At 73.0% G+C, this 16746-nt stretch carries 14 protein-coding genes; 7 read left to right on the forward strand and 7 right to left on the reverse strand.

All coding sequences use genetic code 11. The annotated features are described in order from the left end of the window. The first annotated feature begins 16 nt into the window (after nucleotides 1-16). From HUN58_RS00180 to HUN58_RS00190, 3 genes are all read left to right on the forward strand, one after another. Nucleotides 17-1474: a glutamate synthase subunit beta gene (locus tag HUN58_RS00180; protein ID WP_114849958.1), complete on the forward strand. Its 1458-nt coding sequence runs from the start codon at nucleotides 17-19 to the stop codon at nucleotides 1472-1474. A gap of 150 nt (nucleotides 1475-1624) precedes the next feature. Then, nucleotides 1625-3070 (forward strand): pyruvate kinase, encoded by a 1446-nt coding sequence (gene pyk, locus HUN58_RS00185; RefSeq protein ID WP_058742554.1) that lies wholly within the window; start codon nucleotides 1625-1627, stop codon nucleotides 3068-3070. Between the two features lie 190 nt (nucleotides 3071-3260). Continuing rightward, nucleotides 3261-4337, forward strand: a complete 1077-nt coding sequence (locus tag HUN58_RS00190; RefSeq protein ID WP_180225353.1) for a VIT1/CCC1 transporter family protein — start codon at nucleotides 3261-3263, stop codon at nucleotides 4335-4337. Between the two features lie 56 nt (nucleotides 4338-4393). Here the strand turns inward: HUN58_RS00190 and HUN58_RS00195 are convergent, their stop codons facing one another. Genes HUN58_RS00195 through HUN58_RS00225 form a run of 7 tightly spaced genes read right to left on the reverse strand, consistent with a single transcriptional unit; the run spans nucleotide 4394 to nucleotide 13035 of the window. Further along, nucleotides 4394-4933 (reverse strand): HdeD family acid-resistance protein, encoded by a 540-nt coding sequence (locus tag HUN58_RS00195; protein WP_167510088.1) that lies wholly within the window; start codon nucleotides 4931-4933, stop codon nucleotides 4394-4396. A gap of 44 nt (nucleotides 4934-4977) precedes the next feature. Then, complete coding sequence (locus HUN58_RS00200) at nucleotides 4978-5571, reverse strand: hypothetical protein (RefSeq protein ID WP_058742551.1); 594 nt, start codon at nucleotides 5569-5571, stop codon at nucleotides 4978-4980. After that, nucleotides 5568-9545 (reverse strand): type VII secretion protein EccCa, encoded by a 3978-nt coding sequence (gene eccCa, locus HUN58_RS00205; RefSeq protein WP_180225352.1) that lies wholly within the window; start codon nucleotides 9543-9545, stop codon nucleotides 5568-5570. Before eccCa ends, HUN58_RS00200 begins: the two co-directional genes overlap by 4 nt. Further along, a complete protein-coding gene (locus tag HUN58_RS00210; protein WP_058742550.1) occupies nucleotides 9542-10396 on the reverse strand; it encodes a hypothetical protein in 855 nt (284 codons plus the stop codon). Before HUN58_RS00210 ends, eccCa begins: the two co-directional genes overlap by 4 nt. Beyond that, entirely contained in the window at nucleotides 10396-11724 is a 1329-nt protein-coding gene (locus tag HUN58_RS00215) for an EsaB/YukD family protein (protein ID WP_180225351.1), read from the reverse strand. Before HUN58_RS00215 ends, HUN58_RS00210 begins: the two co-directional genes overlap by 1 nt. Beyond that, nucleotides 11721-11993, reverse strand: a complete 273-nt coding sequence (locus tag HUN58_RS00220; protein ID WP_058742548.1) for a hypothetical protein — start codon at nucleotides 11991-11993, stop codon at nucleotides 11721-11723. The genes HUN58_RS00215 and HUN58_RS00220 overlap by 4 nt, the downstream gene beginning before the upstream one ends. Further along, nucleotides 11986-13035: an FHA domain-containing protein gene (locus HUN58_RS00225; protein WP_180225350.1), complete on the reverse strand. Its 1050-nt coding sequence runs from the start codon at nucleotides 13033-13035 to the stop codon at nucleotides 11986-11988. The genes HUN58_RS00220 and HUN58_RS00225 overlap by 8 nt, the downstream gene beginning before the upstream one ends. A gap of 178 nt (nucleotides 13036-13213) precedes the next feature. Between HUN58_RS00225 and HUN58_RS00230 the strand changes: the two genes are divergently transcribed. Genes HUN58_RS00230 through HUN58_RS00245 form a run of 4 tightly spaced genes read left to right on the forward strand, consistent with a single transcriptional unit; the run spans nucleotide 13214 to nucleotide 16692 of the window. Continuing rightward, nucleotides 13214-13549, forward strand: a complete 336-nt coding sequence (locus tag HUN58_RS00230; RefSeq protein WP_058742546.1) for a hypothetical protein — start codon at nucleotides 13214-13216, stop codon at nucleotides 13547-13549. A 16-nt stretch (nucleotides 13550-13565) separates the two neighbouring features. Next, nucleotides 13566-13880, forward strand: coding sequence for a pore-forming ESAT-6 family protein (locus HUN58_RS00235; protein WP_058742545.1), 315 nt, complete (start codon nucleotides 13566-13568; stop codon nucleotides 13878-13880). A gap of 53 nt (nucleotides 13881-13933) precedes the next feature. Further along, on the forward strand, nucleotides 13934-14278 hold the full coding sequence (locus tag HUN58_RS00240; protein ID WP_144801075.1) for a DUF6507 family protein: 345 nt from the start codon (nucleotides 13934-13936) through the stop codon (nucleotides 14276-14278). Continuing rightward, the gene (locus tag HUN58_RS00245; protein ID WP_180225349.1) at nucleotides 14275-16692 is read left to right on the forward strand and encodes a DNA/RNA non-specific endonuclease; all 2418 of its coding nucleotides are present in this window, start codon (nucleotides 14275-14277) and stop codon (nucleotides 16690-16692) included. The genes HUN58_RS00240 and HUN58_RS00245 overlap by 4 nt, the downstream gene beginning before the upstream one ends. Nucleotides 16693-16746: the final 54 nt, after the last annotated feature.

Consider the following 16746-nt stretch of genomic DNA (forward strand, 5'->3'; position numbering starts at 1 on the left):
ACCACGGAGGTGACCGGTGGCTGACCCGAAGGGCTTCCTCAAGGTCCAGGAGCGCGAGCTCCCCGCACGACGACCCGTCCCCGTCCGCCTCATGGACTGGAAAGAGGTCTACGAGCAGCAAGAGTCCGGCGCGCTCAAGCGCCAGGCCGGCCGCTGCATGGACTGCGGCGTCCCGTTCTGCCATCAGGGCTGCCCGCTCGGGAACCTCATCCCCGAGTGGAACGACCTGACGTGGCGCGGCGAGGGCCGCCAGGCGATCGAGCGCCTGCACGCGACCAACAACTTCCCGGAGTTCACGGGTCGACTCTGCCCGGCGCCGTGCGAGGCGTCGTGCGTGCTCGGCATCAACCAGCCGCCGGTCACGATCAAGCAGGTCGAGGTCTCGATCATCGACGAGGCGTTCCAGAAGGGCTGGGTCACCCCGCACCCGCCGGAGCGCCTGACCGGCAAGACCGTGGCGGTCGTCGGGTCCGGCCCCGCCGGCCTCGCCGCCGCGCAGCAGCTCACGCGCGCCGGCCACACCGTCGCCGTGTACGAGCGCGACGACCGCATCGGCGGCCTGCTCCGCTACGGCATCCCGGACTTCAAGATGGAGAAGCGCCAGATCGACGCGCGCCTCGCCCAGATGCAGGCCGAGGGCACCCGCTTCCGCGCAGGCGTCGAGATCGGCGTCGACATCACCTGGGACGACCTGAAGTCCCGGTACGACGCGGTGGTCGTCGCGACCGGCGCGACCGTCCCGCGCGACCTGCCGATCCCCGGCCGCGACCTGGCCGGCGTGCAGTACGCGATGGACTACCTCGTCCAGCAGAACAAGACGAACGCGGGCACCACGGTCGACAACCAGGTGACCGCCGAGGGCAAGCACGTCGTCGTGATCGGCGGCGGCGACACCGGCGCGGACTGCATCGGCACGGCGCACCGGCAGGGCGCGCTGAGCGTGACGAACCTGGCCATCGGCAAGCAGCCGCCGCTCGAGCGTCCGTCCGACCAGCCGTGGCCGATGTTCCCGACCGTGTTCGAGGTCTCCAGCGCCCACGAGGAGGGCGGCGAGCGGCACTACCTGGCGTCGACCGTCGAGTTCCTCGGGAACGCCGCGGGCGAGGTCCGGGCGCTCCGGGTCGCCGAGACCGAGTACGTCGACGGCCGCCGCGTCCCGAAGAGCGGCACTGAGCGCGAGATCCCCGCCGACCTCGTCCTCATCGCGATGGGCTTCACCGGCCCGGAGACCGAGACGCTCGAGCCGCAGCTCGGTCTGCCGACCACGCCGTCCGGTGCGGTGGCACGCCAGGCCGACTACTCCACCAACGAGCCGGGCGTGTTCGTCGCCGGGGACGCCGGCCGCGGACAGTCGCTCATCGTCTGGGCGATCGCCGAGGGCCGCGCCGCGGCCGCCAAGGTCGACGAGTACCTCGAGGGCTCGACGATCCTGCCGGCACCGGTGAAGGCCACCGACCGTGCCATCTCGGTCTGACCGGGCGGGCGACGTGAACGACACGGGAACGCACGACCGCCAGTGAGCAGCAGGCCACCGGCACTCGATAGGGTGCTGGTGGCCTGCTGTCGTTCCGCGCGGCCCCACAGCGCGGAAACCCCAGCACCATCCACCACACGAAGGAATCCATTGAGACGCGCAAAGATCGTTTCGACGCTCGGACCCGCCACGTCGGAGTACGAGACCGTCAAGGAGATCATCGAAGCGGGCGTCGACGTCGCCCGCCTCAACCTCAGCCACGGTGACTACAGCGTCCACGAGGCCAACTACGAGAACGTCCGTCGCGCCGCCGAGGAGCTCGGCAAGCCGGTCGCGATCCTCGTCGACCTGCAGGGCCCGAAGATCCGCCTCGCCCGGTTCGCGGACGGCCCCCACGAGCTCGCCGTCGGTGACGTCTTCACCATCACGACCGAGGACGTGCCCGGCTCGAAGGAGATCTGCGGCACGACGTTCAAGGGCCTGCCCCAGGACGTGAAGCCCGGCGACCCGCTGCTCATCGACGACGGCCGGGTGCGACTCCGCGTGCTCGACACCGACGGCGTGCGCGTGCGCACCGAGGTCGTCGTCGCCGGCACCGTCTCGAACAACAAGGGCATCAACCTGCCCGGCGTCGCGGTCAACGTGCCGGCGCTGAGCGAGAAGGACGAGGCCGACCTCCGCTGGGCGATCCGCCAGGGTGCCGACCTCATCGCGCTGTCGTTCGTGCGCAACGCCGCCGACGTCGACCGCGCGCACGAGATCATGGACGAGGAGGGCAAGCGCCTCCCCGTCATCGCGAAGATCGAGAAGCCGCAGGCCGTCGACGCCCTCGAGGAGATCATCGACGCGTTCGACAGCATCATGGTCGCCCGCGGTGACCTCGGCGTCGAGCTCCCGCTCGAGGCCGTCCCGATCGTGCAGAAGCGCGCCGTCGAGCTGAGCCGCCGCATGGCGAAGCCGGTCATCGTCGCGACGCAGATGCTCGAGTCGATGATCTCGTCGCCGATCCCCACCCGTGCCGAGACCTCCGACGTCGCGAACGCCGTCCTCGACGGTGCGGACGCGGTCATGCTCTCGGGCGAGACCAGCGTCGGCGAGTACCCGGTGCAGACCGTCCGCACGATGGCCCGCATCGTCGAGTCCACCGAGGACCACGGCCTCGAGCGCATCGCCCCGCTCGGCACCAAGCCGCGCACGCTCGGTGGTGCGATCACCCTCGCCGCGGTCGAGATCGCCGAGTTCACCGAGGCGTCGTACCTCTGCGTCTTCACCGAGTCCGGCGACTCGGCCCGCCGCATGTCGCGTCTGCGCCACGGTCTGCCGATCATCGCGTTCACCCCGAACGAGGCCACGCGTCGCCGCATGGCCCTCACGTGGGGCGTCCGTTCGTTCCTGGTCGACCGGAAGACCCACACCGACGAGCTCTTCTCGCAGGTGGACGACGTCCTCCTCGAGAACGGCCTGGCCGCCCCCGGCGACCGCGTCATCGTGACGGCCGGTTCGCCTCCCGGCATCGAGGGCTCGACGAACGACCTCCGCGTGCACCGCGTCGGCGACGCGCACGCCGAGGCCGCCCCGGCTTACGTGCGCGACTGACACCCGGTCACCACGCCACAGGGCGCGGACGGGAGGCACGGTGCGGGTTCCGCACACCGCCTCCGGTCCGCGCCCTGTCGCGTCCCACGCCCGCCCTCGTCCGGAACGGAGCCGCACCCGACGACGCGGCCGCGCCCGCTCTGCGCACCCACCCGTCCACGCGCGGGCGTGAGCGGGCAGGATCGGTGGGGTGAGCCTCCAGGACGAGAACCGTTTCGCACCCACCGCGACGGACCTGCGTCGCTGGCGCCGCTACCTGGCCGACGAGCGGGCGGAGGCCGCCGTCTACCGGAACCTCGCCGCGCGACGGACGGGTGAGGAGCGCGAGATCCTCGCGGCCCTCGCCGAGGCGGAGGGCCGGCACGAGCAGCACTGGATCGACCTGCTCGGCGACCGGGCGGGGCGGCCGCTGCGGGGGAGTTGGCGGACCCGGGTGCTCGCCGCGCTGGCGAAGCGGTTCGGCTCGGTGTTCGTGCTCGCGCTCATGCAGCGTGCCGAGGACCGCTCGCCGTACGCCGACGACGACGACGCCACGGCGCGGATGGCCGCCGACGAGCGGATCCACGGCGAGGTGGTCCGCGGGCTGGCGAACCGGGGGCGGATGCGCCTGTCCGGGACGTTCCGGGCGGCGGTGTTCGGCGCGAACGACGGTCTCGTGTCGAACCTGGCGCTCATCATCGGCATCAGTGCGTCCGGCGCCGACCGGCACTTCGTCCTGCTGAGCGGCGTCGCGGGTCTGCTCGCCGGTGCGCTGTCGATGGGCGCGGGGGAGTACGTCTCCGTGCGGTCGCAGCGGGAGCTGCTCGACGCCTCGGCGCCGCACCCCGAGGCCGGGCAGGCCGTCGCCGACCTCGACGTCGACGCGAACGAGCTGGCGCTGGTCTACCGGGCACGCGGGATGACCGAGGTCGAGGCGCAGGCGCACGCGGACGAGGTCCTCGGCGGGCGGACGGTGCCGTCGGCGACCGGCCCGGACGAACACGAGGCGGTCGGCAACGGCATGAGCGCGGCGGTGTCGAGCTTCCTGTTCTTCGCGTCGGGTGCGGTGATCCCGGTGCTGCCGTACCTGTTCGGGCTCGAGGGGTGGGCGGCTGTGCTGCTCGCGGCGCTGCTCGTCGGGATCGCGCTGCTCGGGACGGGCGCGGTCGTCGGGGTGCTCAGCGGAGCGTCGCCGCTGCGTCGGGCCCTGCGGCAGCTCGCGATCGGGTTCGGTGCGGCCGCGGTGACGTACGGACTCGGCCTGCTGTTCGGGACGGGGAGCGCGTAGGACGCGCGGAGGCGTCCGGTCGGGTTCGGTGCGTGGCGGTCAGCGGCGCAGCGCGGTCAGCGTCGCATCGCCGCGCGGGGCGGCAGGAGCAGGAGCGCGGCGGCGCCGACCACGACGAGGGCGATCCCCGAGAAGACCGTGAAGACGGTGAGGGCGAGTCCGGGGGCGACGAGGACCACGACGCCGCCGAGGATCGACAGCACGCCGCTCACGACCGTCGGGACCCGTGAGGAACCGGGGTGCCCGACCACGGCGCCGACGAGGGCAGCGATGCCCTCGACCAGGAACGCGATCCCGGCGAGCACGGCGTAGACGAGCAGCGGGATCGCCGGGTCGACGAGCGTCAGGAGGCCGGCGAGCCCGACGAGGACCCCGACGATGCCCGAGGTCCAGCGCCACGCTGGTGGGGTGCCGTGCCCCCGGACGGCGGCGAACACCCGCAGCGCCCCGGCCACCACGAGGTACACGCCGAACACGAGGGCGACGAGCACGAGCGAGGGGCGGGGCCAGACGATCGCGACGATCCCGAGGACGACGGCCACCACGGCCGTCACGACGACGAACACTCGGAACGTGCGGACGGCACGGGAATCCACGGGACCTCCTGATCGATCGGGTGGCCTCCGACGGTACCCGGCGTTCAGCCGCGGCGTTGCGTCCCGAGCACCCCGACGACGCGTCGGTCGAGCTCGGCGAGCGCCCGCCGGGTCCCTGCCGACAGTCGGGCGGTCGGGACACGGCCGCCGACGGCGAGCGCGACGTCGCCGGGCAGACGGAGCACCGAGCTGTGCCCGTGCCGTGCCCGGAGGTCGTCGAGCGCGCTCCGCGGGACGTCGGCGTCGAACGGGGTGTTCACGACGACCAGCGTGCGGGTCACGGCGGTGGTCCCGAACCGACGCTCGGCGGTCGCGAGCACCGTGTCGGCGTCGTCGAGCCCGCCGCGGGTCGCCGGGACGACGAGGACGAGGACGTCGACGGGGGAGGCGAGGGCGTCGATCCCGCCGCGCAACGCATGGGCACCGGCGTCGTGCACCGCGACGGTGTCGTCGAGCGCGGAGACGTCGTCACCGTTCGGGAGTCGGAGACCGAGGTCGCCGCCGGAGTGGTCGTACAGGACCGGCGCTCCCGTGGTCGACGCCCGGCGGAGCGCCTCGAACAGGAGCGCGGCGACGGTCGTCGTGCCGACGCCCCCGGCGGTGCCCGCGACGACGATCCGGACCGGCGTCGTGGTCATCGTGCGTCTCCGTCGGTGCCGGCTCGGCTGTCCGCACCCGTCCCACCGTCGGGGCGGAAGTGTGCCACCTGCGCGATGAAGGACCGCTCGCCGCGCCGCAGCATGCGTCCCCGCCCCGGGGTCATCGGCTCGGCGTAGACCTGCGGAGCGATCTGTCCCTCGCTCCGCTCACCGGACATGAGGAACGTGCTGCCGCCGGTGTCGCGGAGCGCCTGGAGCGTGAGGTCGAACAGTGCTCGTTGCAGGCCGGCGACCGGACGGGTCAGGAGCACGTGCAGCCGGAGGTCCCGGGCGGACGGGAGGTACGGCAGCAGCGGTTCGAGCGGCTGCGTGCCGCCGCTGGCGAGGATGTCGAAGTCGTCGACCACGACGACGATCCGAGGACCGGCGCCGCGGCCGTTCGACGCCTGACGTTTCGCGAGCTCCTCGGCGATGGCGGCGGCCAGGGACCGGGCTTCGAGCGCGCTCGACGCCTGACCACCGAGGTAGTCGTCCGGGCACACGTCGGTGAGACCGCCGCGACTGTCCATCACCGCGACCACGAGCTCGTCGGGGGCGTGGCGGTCCACCAGGCCCTCGACCACGCCGCGTAGCAGGGTCGACTTGCCGGAGCGCGAGTCGCCGAAGACGAGCAGGTGCTGGTCGCGGTCCCCTAGCTCGAGGAACGCCGGTTGCATGGTGTCCTGGCGCAGGCCGAACGGCACGCGGTCCGGCTCCGCGAACGGGTCGGGGAGCTCGGCCGGCTCGTAGTCCGACGGGAGCAGCCGGATCGGCGCAGCGCCCGGCCCGGTCCAGCTCGCGGCGGCGCGACGGGCGAGCGCCTCGAGGGCGTCGGCGACGTCGTCGTCGTCCACGTCGTCCATCACCGGGAGGGCGAGTTGCACGAACCGGCGTTCCTCGGTGATCGCACGACCGCGCTGGTCGGCGCGGATCGTCTGCGAGAGCTTCCGGTCGACGACCGAGTCGGCGGGGTCGTTCAGGCGGAGCTCCACCCTGGTGCCGACGAGGGGCTGGACGGCCATCCGGAGCTCGTTCCACCGCGTCAGCGTGACCACGACGTGGACGCCGAGGCCCGAACCGCGCTGCAGCAGCTCGGCGAGCATCGGCTCGAACCGCTCGTACTCGTCCCGGACCGCGCCGTAGCCGTCGACGAGCAGGACGACCTCCGCGCTCGGCAGCTCGGGCAGCTCACCGGCCGCGTGCCGGGTGCGGAGCGCGTCGAGCGAGTCCACACCGTGCACGCGGAACACCCGCTCCCGAGCGGCGAGCATGAGCTGCAGCTCCTCGAGCAACCGCTGCATGGTGACCGGGTCGGCGCGGGTCGCCACTCCGCCGACGTGCGGGAACCCCTCGATGCGTGCCAGGCCGCTGCCGGTCAAGTCGAGTCCGTAGATGCTCACCTGCTGCGGGGTCGCGGTCAGTGCGGTCGCCGCGGCGACGGCGCGGAGCATCGTCGACCGGCCCGACTGCGGGGCACCGATGACCGCCGCGTGACCTCCCGCGCGGGTCAGGTCGAGGTGCCAGGGGCGCTGCGACTGCTCGGACGGGTCGTCGAGCAGGCCCAGCGGGACACGGAGCGCGTGGGCGCCGTCGACCCGTTCGGTCACGACCCGCGACAGCGCCAACCGCGGGGGCAACGGCGGCAACCAGATGGGTCGCGTCGTCCGGTCGGCGTCGAGCAGGCGTTCCACGGCTTCGTCGACGAGCGCTCGACCCGTCTCCGGGCGACGCAGCTCCGGCTCGGCGGTCGACCGGGACGGGTCCTGCTCGGCCGCGAGCGTGTTGAAGACAGGCAGGAGCACGGGTTCTGGTCGGGTCGACGCCTCGGCGCGTGCGGTGGTGGCCTCCACCGGCCCGGACACGTAACCCGCGCGGAACCGCCGGTAGACGGACGTGTCGACCTTCAGGTAGCCGTAGCCGGGCACGGCGGGCAGGTGGAAGGCGTCCGGGCGGTCGAGGATGGTCGAGCTCTCGGCCTCCGAGAACGTGCGGAGACCGAGCCGGTAGGACAGGTAGGTGTCGAGCCCCCGCAGACGACCGGCCTCGATGCGCTGGCTCGAGAGCAGGAGGTGCACGCCGATCGATCGGCCGATCCGGCCGATGGTCATGAGGAGCTCGATGAAGTCGGGTTCCGCCGTGAGCAGTTCGCCGAACTCGTCGATGACCAGCAACAGGTGCGGGAGCGGCGGGAGGTCCGGGCGCTGCGTCCGGAGCTCCCGGTAGTGCGTGATCGACGGCGCGTTGTCGGCGTCGCGGAGCACGCGTTGTCGTCGCACGACCTCCCCGGCGATCGAGGCCCGGGCGCGTTCGATGAGGCCGGCGTCGTCCTCCAGGTTGTCGATGATGCCGGCGACGTGGGGCAGACCGGCGAAGGGGGCGAACGCGGCACCACCCTTGTAGTCGACGAGCACCATGCTGAGGTCCTCCGGCGCGTGCGACATCGCCAGACCCAGCACGAGGGTGCGGAGCATCTCGGACTTGCCCGAGCCCGTCGCGCCGATGCAGATGCCGTGCGGACCCATGCCGAGCTGCGCCGACTCCTTCAAGTCGAGCAGCACCGGGGCGCCGAAGTCGTCCAGACCGATCGGCACGCGGAGGAAGTCCCGCGGCGACCGGGGCAGCCAGACCTGCTCGGGGGAGACCTCGGAGACGTCGCCGATCCCGAGCAGCTCGGCGATGCCGATGCCGTCCGTGGACTCCGCGGCGTCCTGCGCGGTGAGGCTCAACCGGAGCGGCGCCAGCTCGCGTGCGAGCGTCTCGAACGTCGTCGCCGGCACGCGGTCGGTCCGGAAGCGGGTCTCGACCACCTCGCCGTCGGCCTCGCGTCGTGCGTCGGTCACCGTCGCGGTGTCGTCCTCGACGACCACCCGCACCGTGACGTCCGACGGCTCGTGCAGCCGGTCGGAGAGCAGGTGCACCGTCGTGACCTGCAGGTCCGCGAGACCGAGGTCGGCGTCGGGTACCGGCAGGTCGGAGGCGACGTGGCCGTGGTCGTCGACGAAGACGACGAGCCGGGAGTTCTCGGCCTGGTCGCTCGTGCCGGCACTGCGCTTCGCGGTCGCGGCGAACTGTGCCCGGTCGGCCAGCTCGCCGCCGACCACCCCGAGCAGGGCCGGCACGTCCGGGGCGATGCGGCGCGCGGGGACGTCCCCGTCGAGCAGTTCGTCGTCGACCGCGTGCGGCAGCAGGTCGAAGCCCCGCCAGTCGTCGGCGGCACCGGCGGCGTGCACGAGCGCGAGGTGCAGGTCCTCGGGCGAGTGGAAGGCGGCGAGCTGCGCGATCATGCCGCGGGCGGTCTCGAGGACCCGTTCGCGGTCGCCGATGACGGCGACGTGCCCGGCCCGGTCGAGGTCGACGGTGACCGGCATGCCCGCGACGCTCGCGTAGTGCCGGACCACGGTCTTCGCCTCGTCGAGCATGATCGGGTCGAACGGCTGCACCGGGTTGTCGTCGTCGGGCAGCACCAGGTCGAACCACCGCACGTCGCCGACGCCCGCACGGACCCGCAGGAAGTCGTCGTGACCGCGGCGCCGCTCCCAGAGCCGCGCCGGGTCACGGACGACCTCGACCAGGGCGTCGGGTTCGGGGTTGAGCACGGTCGCCTTCGCTCGGACGTCGCGGGCGCGCACGCGCATCTCGGTCCGGGTCCGTTCGAGGAAGTCGAGGTAGCGCTCGCGCTGGGACCGTCGCGTCCTGGCCTGGTTGCCGCGTTGCGACAGCGCCATGCCGATGCCGCCGACGAGCGCGACGACGAGGACGACGGCACCGATCACCATGAACACCGGGTTCGCGTTCCGGAGCACGACGATCATCACGATCGAGGACAGCGAGCCGACGACGGGGAGCAGCGTCTGGATCGGGACGCCGCCGACCGGTCCCTCCGGGAGCGCCGGCGGGGGAGCGAGGTGCTCCGTCGGCTCCTCGCGGAGCGGTCGGCTGACCCGGGTCGGGCGGTGGACGAGTCGACGGGTCATCGTGCGGTCCTCCCCGGGGTGAGCAGCGCGGCGGCGAGACGGACGTGGGCGGTGCGTGTGGCGACGGTCAGGTCCCGACTCGATCGCGGGACGTCGCTGCGGCGGGCACGGTCCGTGGGGACGGTGGACACCGTGCCGGGTGGCCACCGGACGGCGTCGACGGCCCGCGCGCCGCCGGCACCGAGGTCGACGGCCGCGACCACGACGACCGGGGCGTGCTCGAGCGACCGCAGGGCGTCGACGACCGAGACCGCACGCTCGAGCGACGCCCGGTCGCTCCGGGCCACCAGGCACACCGCGTGACTGGCGTACGCCACCGCCGTCAGGTCGACGCCCGGCAGCCGGACACCCCAGTCGGTGCAGACGACGTCGAAGAAGCGGGTCACGGGGGCGACGGCGTCCGCCCACGTCGACTCGGTCGCCTGACGCGGTGGCGAACCCTGCTCGTCGTCGTCCGGCGCCGGACGGACGTCGAGCGTGTACAGCCCCGACCCGGTGCGGACGAGGCCAGCGGTCGCATCGGCGGCCGAGACCGGGTCCGGGCGACGTCCGGCCGTGCCCGCTGGCGGCGCGTCCGGCAGCCCGGCGTGCCACAGCATCGACCGTGCGCCGGCGGCCGCGTCGACCCCGAGCACGGGGCCCTGGCGGCGGTGCGCGACCAGGTTCGCGACCAGGGCGGCGGTCGTGGAGGCACCGACGCCGCCGGCGAGCTGCACGAAGCCGATCCGACGACTCAGCGCCAGGGGTGCCCGGACCGCGCGGTCGGCATCCCGCAGCACGCTGGTCCGCGCCGCCGTGGCCCCGAACAGCGCGGCGGGCGCCGAGCGGACGAGCGAGCCGAGCGCACCCATCAGAACGCCCCGAGGAGCTGCTCGTAGACCCCGAACACGCCGAGCAGGAGCGGGACGAGCGAGACGACCGCGAGTGTCTCGAGCACGTTCCCGAGCCGTCGGAGCGAGGCGCGCTGGTGCCGTGCGGGTGCGACGAGCACGAGCAGGGCGACGACCACGGCGAGTCCGCCGAGCACCGCCGTGGCGAGCACGCCGTCCGATCCGTGCAGCTGCCGGGTGACGCCCACGACGACACCGGGCAGGACCGCGGCCCAGAGCGCTCCGACCTGCGTCGCGAGGGGGAAGGCCCTGGTCCGCAGCGCCGTGACGAGGACGAGGGCCACGCCGAGCCACGGTGCCCAGGGGGCGGGGCCGGCCGCGACGCCGACGAGTGCGATCCCGAGCGTCGACGCGACCGCGAAGGTCGACCACGTGAGGGTGCGGTAGGCGCGGTCGACGGTGGTGAGAACCGTGCTGCGCTGCGCCAGCCTGCCCGCGATCACCTGGTCGTCGAGGCCGGTCAGTCCGGACAGTGACATGGCGTACCAGGGGACGAGGCCGACCACGACGACCGCGGCCGTGGCGAGGACCCCTGCGCCCTCGGCGGCGGTCATCGGTGTCGCGGCGAGGAGCGTCGCTGCACCGGCGCCGACGACCCCCACTGCTGCGCCGAGCGACGCCGGCGCGGAGCGGCGGCCGAGCCCGGCGACCAGGAACAGCGCGAGCCAGACCAGCGTCGCGACCGGCGCCGCCAGGGCCGGGTCCACGGATCCGGACGGACCGGACGAGGTGAGCAGCGCCTCCAGGCCGGCAGCCGTGGGCACCGCGAGGCCGACGGCCGCACCGAGCAGTGTCCACGCGACCGCGCGGGCGCCGGCGAGCGCGATTCCGAGACCGCCGAGCACGCAGACCAGCCAGGCCACCGCCGGGACCGCCGCGAGGCCGGGCGCCCCGAGCGCGGTCGTCCCGGCGGCGAGCGTCAGCGCTCCGACGCCGACCGCGCCGACGCCGAGCCGCGCGCGAGCGTCCCAGAGACCGGCGCGTGAGCCGAGTGCGTCGCTCACCGCGTCCGTTACGTCGCTCACCTCGGGCGGCGGCGGCGCCTCGTCGAGCCGGAGCAGCCGCAGCACCTCGCCGTCCGCGACCCCTTGTTCGGCTGCCGTCGCGGTCGGGTCGAGCTGTTCCCCGGTCGACCGCAGGAGCGTCAGCGGCCGGGCCACCGGGGCGACGCGCTCGTCGAGCAGCTCGACCAGCCGGGGGACGAGTGATCCGAGGGTCTCGTCGCTCGGGATGACGAGCGTCGCGCGGCGCGTGGCACCCACGACGGTGAGGCGCGTGAAGTCGGTCACCGGGCGCCTCCGGCGGGGGTCGCGGGGCTCGACGGCACGGTCGAGGTCGAACCCCCGACCTGCCCGTCACGGATCGCACCGAGGACGAATGCCGTCCCCACGCAGCCGGCGCACACCACGGCAGCCAGGACCGTGCTGCCGATCAGTCGCCGGACGTTGTCGTTGACGGTGCGTCGCTCGGTCAGCCCACCGATCAGGAACGCACCGCGGAGCCGGACCCGGTGGGTCCGCACGGACTCGAGCAGGATCGTGTCGTCGTTGTCAGGCACGGGCTGTCGTCTCCTCGTGGTCCGGTCGTGGGGCTGGGGGCGCTGCACGGGTGCCCGCGGTCACGGTGTAGCTCCGCTCGCCGAGCTCGACGCGCCAACCCGGTGCCGCCGCCGTGCGCTGCCCGGGCACGAGCGGCTGCACCGTCCCCTCGGGTGACGTGATGGTCGTGCCGTTCGTGGTGTGCAGGTCGGTCACCCACAGGAGCTCGTCCGTCCACTCGAGCACCGCGTGGTTCCGGGACAGCGTGCGCGCGATGTCCGGGAGCGCGAGCACCGTCACGTCGGGGGAGTCGGACTCGGGACGCCGGCCGACGAGGAGGGTGCCGCGGACGACGATCGTGTCGCCGGTGGTGGGGACGAGCCGCACGTCGAGCAGGCGGGTGGCGTCCCGCCGGTCGCCTCGTCGGGTCGTCGTCGCGCCGTGCGCCGAGATCTCGGGACCCCCGGCGGGCGGTCGTGCCCGGGCGGCCCGCCGACCCTCCGTGGGCGCGGGCGCGGCCGGCACCACAGCGGGTCCGAGCTCCTGGCGGTCGAGCGGGGCACGCGCCGGGGTGAGCGGGTCGCGGCCACGCCGGAGGTCGGCGGTGATGGTGGAGGGGCCCGACCAAGGTGCGAGGGTGGCACGGACCGCGGTCAGGACCGACGGGGGGAGCGCGGTCAGGACGTCCACGCGGCGCGCTCGACAGACCGCGAGTCCGACCGTCCGTCCCGAGCGGACCGTCGCGACGAGCTGCACCACCAGCACCAGGGCGGCCACGCCGACAGCCGCGACGATCCAGGTGGTCGGGCCGGTGGACGCGGTGGCGACGGCGACGGCGACGGCCGGGAGGATCGTGGCCAGCAGGTCGACGACGACCACCGTCCGGCGGCGGGTCGCGTTCGCGGGGACGACCCCCGTGAGCAGGCCGGCGGCGGTGGACGTCGCGGCACCGGTGGCTGCTCGGACCTGCGGTGCGCCGCACCGCGTGCAGAACCGCTCACCGGACGCGAGGATGCGCGAACACCGTGCACAGCTCAACGAGCCGACGAGCGCGCTCGGCATCGGTTCCTCCCCGTGGATCCGCGTGGTCGCAGGCGTCCGAGGTTAGCAGCCACGTCGGACGCCGGGGCGCTCCTGAGGCATCGTCCAGGCTTCCGGCGTGCCCCTTGCACGGGGGGTACGGATCGACGACAATTGCTCGCTGACGCAGGGACGCACGACCGATCGAGGGGAAGAAGACGTGAAGTTCGCGATGGGAGCCGACACGCTCGGTCAGCTCGGCAAGAGGACGGGGAGCGCCTCGCAGGACCTCGGAGCCCAGGTCAAGGCGTTGCTCGCCGCGGCCGAACCGCTCCAGGGCAAGTTCAACGGCGCCGGCCGAGCGGCGTTCGACCGCTTCAAGGCGCAGTCCGACCAGGTCGCGAACGAGCTGAACGCCGCGCTCGCAGCGGTCCTCAGCGGCATCGGTGGGATGGACACCGCGTTCGGCCAGGGCGACCAGCAGATGGCGGACGACGCCACACAGGCTGCCGGCACCGTGAACTTCGACGCAGCGCGCTTCGGCGCCGGTCACTGAGACGAGGGGGACCACCATGGCAGGCAACCAGGCAGACCGCCGCGACTACGACGTCGCCGCGTCGCAGAGCGCGCAGGACAACTTCAACCGGCTCGCCGCGCAGCTCGAGGCGCTCATCGACCAGCGGGACGGCGACGTCCGCGCTGCGATGAGCGACTACCAGGCCGACGGTGTGTCCGACGAGTACCAGGCGAAGGAACTGCGCTGGAAGAACGCGGCGACCGAGGTCCGCAGCATCATCGCGACCCTCCGCACTTCGCTGCAGTCGACCGACCAGACCGCGCAGCAGACTGTCCAGAAGGCCAAGAGCGCCGTCGACAGCATCGGCTGACGACCTGATTCCGGGCCGTCCCGCCGTCCAGGCGGGGTGGATCGAGGTGAGCCATGACCTACAGGGTGGACCCCGCAGGGGTGAAGAGCGTCCTGACGGACGTCGCGACGAAGAGCCAGCCCGTGATGGACGCGCTCGGCAAGATCGACGGTGCGGTCCAGACCGTCGCCACGGGGGCGCAGTCCGAGTTGATCAACGGTGCGCTGTCCCGGTTCTTCGACGCGATGTCGGCCGACGTCACCACGATCACGCGGCACGTGCCGGCGGCGATCGACGGTGCCGTCGCCGCGACGAACGCGGTCGTCGCGGGTGACGAGGAGATCGCCGCCACGATGGAGACGAACGCGGGCGTCGCCGCCACGAACGGCGACCTGTCGATCCTGGGGGTGCAGCAGTGAGCCTCATCGACCCGAGCAAGCTGCCCGGCGACAAGATCGACGCCGCTGCCGTGTCGTCCGGCGCATCGACGATCTCGACCCTCGGCACGACCATCACGACCGGCGGTGGTGACACCGTCCGGGCCTGGCAGGCGATCTCCGGGTCGTACCAGTCGGACGGTGCCGAGCACCTGTACTCGGTGATGACGCCGGTCGGCACCGCGACCACGAGTGTCGGCGACGGGCTCGGTTCCGTCGCGTCCGCACTGTCGACCTACGCCGAGACCGTCGGGCCGATCAAGACCGGACTCGACACGCTGAAGACCGAGGCCGAGGACTTCGTCCGCCGCGCGAAGAGCTTCCAGCCGCGGATGCAGGACTCCGACGACGGCTACGTCATCGCGTCCCAGGCGGTCAGCACGATGGGTGTCAGCCTGATCACGGGCACCAAGGTCGAGATCACGTCGTGGGACCAGGACCCGGACATGGTCGACGAGAACAACCGGCTGATCCGCCGGGGTGCCGACCTGGCAGAGGAGTGGCTCGCGGCGCAGCAGACCTGCGCGAACGCGATCCTGGCCGCCGCCTGCCTGGCACCGCTCCCCGGCACGAGCACCGGCACCCCCGCGCAGATCATGGCCGCGGCGGAGGCGTCCCTGCCGTGGGCGGGCGAGAGCGACATCGACACCCCGTGGGGGTCGACCGGTGACCGCAAGGAGTCCTGCGGCGAGAAGGCCGCCGGGTTCCCCGCACACCTGGTGAAGGGTGTCGTCGTGGACGGACTCGGCGGCATGGCGAAGGGTCTCAGCTCCCTCCTGACCGGCTGGGACGGCACCGGCATCCCCTGGTACGCCGAGGCGATCGCCGGCGGCATCACCGGACGGTCCGACATGGTCGACGACGCCTTCGGGCGCGCCGGCCAGACGTACGGAGGCGCCTGGCTCGGGCTCGGGCACCTCGCCTCGGCGCTGACCCCGGTCGGCACCGTCGTCAACACACTCGGCAACAGCCCGCTCGGCGACTTCCTGCCGAAGGACACCCAGCAGTTCCTGTCCGACTGGGGGCACGACGACACCACCGCCCTCGCGGACACCGTCGGGGGACTCGTCGGGCTGAAGCTCCCCGACCAGTGGTGGGAGTCGTCCTCGTGGGACGGCTACAACATCGCGCAGTCGTGGGTCGACGACCCGGGTGGCACCGCGGGCGCGAGCGCGTTCAACATCGGCACGCTCTTCATCCCGGGAGCCGGCGAGGCCAGTGCCGGCGCGCACGCGACCGCTGCGGCCGCCGACGCCGCGGGTGACGTCGCTCGTGCAGGTGGGTTCGTGGACGACGCGGCCCGGGCAGCGCGCGGGGCCGACGAGTTCGTGAACGTGGGCCACGGTCTCACTGTGGGTGACCTGGTCGACGGCGTCCGCGGAGTCGATGCGGGTGACGTCGCGAAGGTGACGCGCGAGGGAGACCTGCCCACGACAGGCGTCGACCTGGTCGGCGACGCGGGCAAGGTCGACGTCTCGACGCCGCACGCGGACGCGCCGTCCGCCCCCGCTCCGCACGCCGAGGCTCCGCGGGCGGATGCGCCCTCCGCCTCCGCGTCGCACGCCGATGCCCCGTCGACTCCCGCGGCGCGTCCTGAGGCGCCGGCTCCGCACGTCGACCCTCCGAACGCCGGCCACCCGTCCGTCGAACGTGGCGAGACGCCGACTGCCGCGCACGACGAGGCGCCGACTGCCGCGCACAGCGAGACTCCGGCCGGTGCACACGGTGACTCGCCCGTTGCACCGCACGGGGACACCCCGGCCGGCGCGCACGACGACACCCCGAGCCCCGCGCACGGCGACGACACCCCGCCAGCCCAGCACGGGGACGCTCCTGCCCCGCACGACACACCGCCGACGACGCACCTGGGGGACGACGGCGTCGAGCGGACGGTGCGCCAGTACGACTCCGGCAGCAAGGGGGCGTGGAACACCGACCTCTACCACAAGGCGATCGAGGCGAACACGCGCTACGAGATCGACGGCGGCAAGTGGGTCTACGAGACCGACGAGCACGCACGGGTCGTGCACGCCGAGGGTCACCTCGACCAAGTGGTCAAGGAGCTCGAGAACCGGTCTCGGCACGGTGGGCAGCAGACCGCAGCGGGAGGGGCGGACCGTTTGCGCGTCGACCACGGCGGCCACATCTTCGCGACGCTCTTCGGTGGCCCGGGTGAGGGCATCAACCTCACGGCACAGTGGAGCAAGGTCAACCTCGGAGCCTACAAGGCCCTCGAGAACCAGTGGGCGGCGGCGATCGACTCCGGCAGATCGGTCCGTGTCGAAGTGAACCTGACGTACCCGGACCGATTCCGGCCGTCGAGGTACGATGTGGAATACCAGATCGGTGACGGCCCGATTCGATCGGCCCGGTTCTCGAACGCCCCGACCCCATGAGCCGCCGTGTTGCGGCTCTGCACTCTGGAGAGATGTGACAGCGGAACAACAAAC

This window comes from Curtobacterium sp. Csp1, assembly GCF_013347185.1.